Source organism: Bradyrhizobium sp., assembly GCF_030646015.1.
In the GTDB taxonomy this organism is placed as follows: Bacteria; Pseudomonadota; Alphaproteobacteria; order Rhizobiales; family Xanthobacteraceae; genus Bradyrhizobium.
In genome coordinates this window covers 1-3,837 of the sequence record NZ_JAUSLT010000064.1, presented here as the reverse complement: position 1 = coordinate 3,837, position 3,837 = coordinate 1, and the positions used below count along the sequence as shown (strand labels likewise).

3 protein-coding genes are annotated in these 3,837 nt (G+C 66.4%); all 3 read right to left on the bottom strand.

Going from position 1 to position 3,837, the window contains the following annotated elements; translation table 11 throughout:
* Positions 1 to 50: 50 nt before the first annotated feature.
* Positions 51 to 1,268 carry an NAD(P)/FAD-dependent oxidoreductase gene (locus Q7T45_RS08695; RefSeq protein WP_304869757.1) on the bottom strand — a complete coding sequence of 406 codons (1,218 nt, stop codon included), beginning with the start codon at positions 1,266 to 1,268 and terminating at the stop codon, positions 51 to 53.
* Entirely contained in the window at positions 1,265 to 2,143 is an 879-nt protein-coding gene (locus Q7T45_RS08690) for a transglutaminase family protein (RefSeq protein WP_304869752.1), read from the bottom strand. Before Q7T45_RS08690 ends, Q7T45_RS08695 begins: the two co-directional genes overlap by 4 nt.
* Positions 2,140 to 3,837: circularly permuted type 2 ATP-grasp protein (locus Q7T45_RS08685; RefSeq protein WP_304869749.1), on the bottom strand; the 1,698-nt coding region annotated here is incomplete at its 5' end. The genes Q7T45_RS08685 and Q7T45_RS08690, both read right to left, overlap by 4 nt.

The window sequence follows — 3,837 nt, the reverse complement described above, 5'->3', positions numbered from 1 at the left end:
CCCCGGCCGCGCTCCTCACCATGAGGGAGGGGAGCTTTACTTCCCAAGCTCTAAACGTATCGCCCCGCCGCCACGCCCGACGACCAGGCCCACTGAAAATTGAAGCCGCCGAGATGGCCGGTGACGTCGACGACCTCGCCGATGAAATAGAGGCCGGGCACCGATCTCGACTCCAATGTTTTCGACGACAGCTCCGAGGTATCGACGCCGCCGAGCGTCACTTCCGCGGTGCGGTAGCCCTCGGTGCCGCTGGGCCGCACGCGCCATTGCGACACGCTGGCGGCGACCTGCGCCAGCAGTCTGTCGGAGAAATCGGCGAGCCGCTCCGGCCCTGCGGTGGCATCCGCAATGATCCGCGCCAGCCGCTTCGGAACCAGGCCTGAAAGGGCCGTGGCCATCTCCTGCTTCGGATGATCGCGGCGCAGTTGTTTCAGTCCGGCCAGCACGTCGGTGCCCGGCGCCATGTCGATGACGATGTCCTGGCCGTCGCGCCAGTAGGACGAAATCTGCAGGATCGCCGGACCACTCAGCCCGCGATGGGTGAACAGCAGCGCCTCGTCGAACCGCGCCTTGCCGCAACTGACGACGGCATCGACTGCGACGCCCGACATCTCCCTGAATTGCGCCAGCAGCGCCGCATCGAAGGTCAGCGGCACCAGTGCCGCGCGCGGCGGCACGATCTTCAGGCCGAACTGCTCGGCGACCTTGTAGCCGAATCCGCTCGATGCCATTTTCGGAATCGAGGGACCGCCGGTGGCGACCACCAGCGCGCGGCCGCGAAACTCGCCCTGGTCGGTCGTCACGACAAATCCGTTTTCGGATCTAGAGATCGCGGAGATGCGCACGCCCAATCGCAGTTGCGCGCGCGCCCTGCGGCATTCCTCCAGCAGCATGTCGATGATCTGCCGCGACGAGCCATCGCAGAACAATTGTCCGCGCGTCTTCTCATGATAGGCGATGCCGTACTGCTCGACCAGCGCGATAAAATCCTGTTGCGTGTAGCTGCTCAGCGCCGAATGGCAGAACCGCGGATTGTCCGACAGGAAATTCGCCGGCGTGGTGTGCAGGTTGGTGAAATTGCAGCGACCGCCGCCGGAAATGCGAATCTTCTCGGCCGGCTGCCGCGCCTGCTCCAGCACCAGCACCGATCGTCCGCGCTGGCCGGCGACGCCGGCGCACATCAGGCCCGCGGCGCCCGCGCCGAGGATGATGACGTCATGAACGTTCAGGTTCTGGCTTTTCAGGGACGCGTGCGATCCTTGCGTCATTCGACCAGCAGCACGTCGACCGCCACCGCGAGCTTCTGCTTGCGGGACCCCACGATGATGCCGTCGACCGGCGAGACATCGGAAAAATCCCGCCCCACCGCCAGCACGATGTGATCGTTCTCGACCAGGATGTCGTTGGTCGGATCGAAACCGATCCAGCCGAGCCCCTCGCCGCACCACAGCGCGACCCAGGCATGGGTCGCGTCCGCTCCCTGCAGCCGCGGCTTGCCCGGCGGCGGAATGGTGCGCAGATAGCCCGAGACATAGGCCGCCGGCAGGCCGAGGCCGCGCAGCCCCGCGATCATCACATGGGCGAAATCCTGGCAGACGCCGTGGCGCTTTTCGAACACTTCCTTGAGCGGCGTCGAGATCACGGTGGCTTTCGGGTCGTATTTGAACTCAGTGCGGATCCGATGCATCAGATCGACCGCGCCCGCGAGGATTCCTGCGCCTTTCGGAAAGCTCAGCGATGCATAGGCTGTCACCGGCTGCTGCACCGGGACCAGCGGACTGGCGAAGACGTAACCGATCGGCGATTCCGGGCCGAGGCTGGTGGACTCGAAGGCGACGTCGCGCACCTGTTCCCATGGCCGGCTTGGCGCGTCGCGGGCGGGCACGCTGCGGGAAACCGAAACGCGCGAGCGGGAATCGATGCGCAGGCTGCGGTGCGAGGTCTCGATCACGATACTCTCGGTGTGGGTCCCGAAAAAATCATGCCTGATCGTGCGGTCGGCGGGCCGCGGCCGGATATCGACGGTATGCGAGACCAGTTGCTGTCCGTCGCCGCTCCTCGGCTCCAGCCGCAGCGAGCACCGCGAGTAGCTCACCGGGCTTTCGTAGGAATAGCTGGTGACGTGACGGATGTCGTAGATCACGCGAGGCCCGTCAGCTTTTCAGGCCGGCTCGCATTGGGCCCGTGCGGGAAATAATGCGATCCGATCGCATCGGCCAGCGTCAGCAGATCCTGCTCGATCGCGAACAGCGTCTTGGTGTCGAGCGAAGCCGCCTCCGCCGTCGTCAGCATCGCCTGCAGCGCCACCGCGAGCCGCTGCGGCCGCTCGATCAATCCGCCCTCCTTCAGGGTCGGCAGGCTGGCGATATGATCGTTCAGCGCCGAGACCTGGAACGCGACCGAACGGGGATTGTAGGGGTCGAGCACCACGAGGTCACGCACCGGCGCCAGCAACGGACCGACCAGATAGCGCGAACGATAGGTGATCTGGCAATCGACCAGGGTCAGCAGGATATCGAGATCCTCGCTGACGGCCTCGTCATAGGCGAACTGGCGCGCGAAACGCACGGTGTTGATGGCGCGCTCGGCGCGGCGGCCCATTTCGAGAAAGCGCCAGCCGGCGGCGCGGTTCATGTTTTCCTGCGCGAGGCCGGCGAAGCTCGCGAGTTCCTGCAGCGTCAGTTCGGCGGCGATCAACACGCCATCGTCGTCCTCGACTTCCCGCGCCAAGCGCTCGGACATTTCAGTGATCACCTGCCAGGCATCCGGCGACAGCCGCTCGCGCAGCGATGTCGCGGTGCGCTGCGCCGAACGCACCAGCGACAGCGCCGAGCCGAACTTCTCCTCGCTCTGCAGCGCCTCGGCCACGACCTTCGAAGGTTGCGACCGCGAAGTCTGCGACGCAGCGCCCCATATCACCAACAGCCGCTGCACCCGCTCCATTGCCGGCAACACGGTCGGAGAACCCTTGCCGGCATCGCGTTGCATGCCAAGCGCCCGCAACAGCCGCAGCGTCGCCTCGGCGCGCTCGAGATAGCGGCCAAGCCAGAACAGATTGTCGGCCGCGCGGCTCGGCACCACGCCGGCGATGCGCCGGATCCGCACGGTATCGACCCCCGGCAGCAGGGTGGCGGTGGAAACCGCCTTGTCGGACACCACCCAGACATCCGCCGCCCGGGCGCCGTCGCCCATCGAGACCGCGCGGGCATCGGGCTGATCGGCGATCCGGCAAAAGCCGCCGGGCATGATGGTCCAGCCATCGGCCGTTGCCGCCGCGAACACGCGCAGCACGAAAGGCCGCGGCGTGATGTGGCCGTTGTCCCAGACCGGCGTGGTCGACAGCCGAACCAGTTCCTGGCCGACATAATCGATGCCGCGATCCGAGATCGCGGTCTTGAGACGTTCCCGCTCGCTGGCCGACAATTCGCTGGCCAGGATCGGTCCCTTGCCAAAACCGGGAACGCCCCTGCCATAAGCGCCCTCGATGGCAAACTCGTCGAGCCGCGCCAGCACTTCCTCGCGCGCGGCCTTCTGGCCGCACCACCAGGTCGCGATATGCGGCATCTTCAAATCCTCGCCGAGGAAGCGTTGGCTCAGGCTGGGCAGGAATCCCAGCAGCGCCCTCGCCTCCATCACGCCGGAGCCCGGCATGTTGGCGACCACGACGCCGTTCTTGCGGACCACGTCGATCAGGCCGGGCACGCCGAGCTGCGACGAGGCGTCGAGCTCCAGCGGATCGAGCGAATTGGAATCCACCCGGCGCAGCAGGACGTCGAGCCGCTTCAGGCCGGCGACGGTGCGGATATGAATGCGGTCGCCGCTGACGGCGAGATCGTC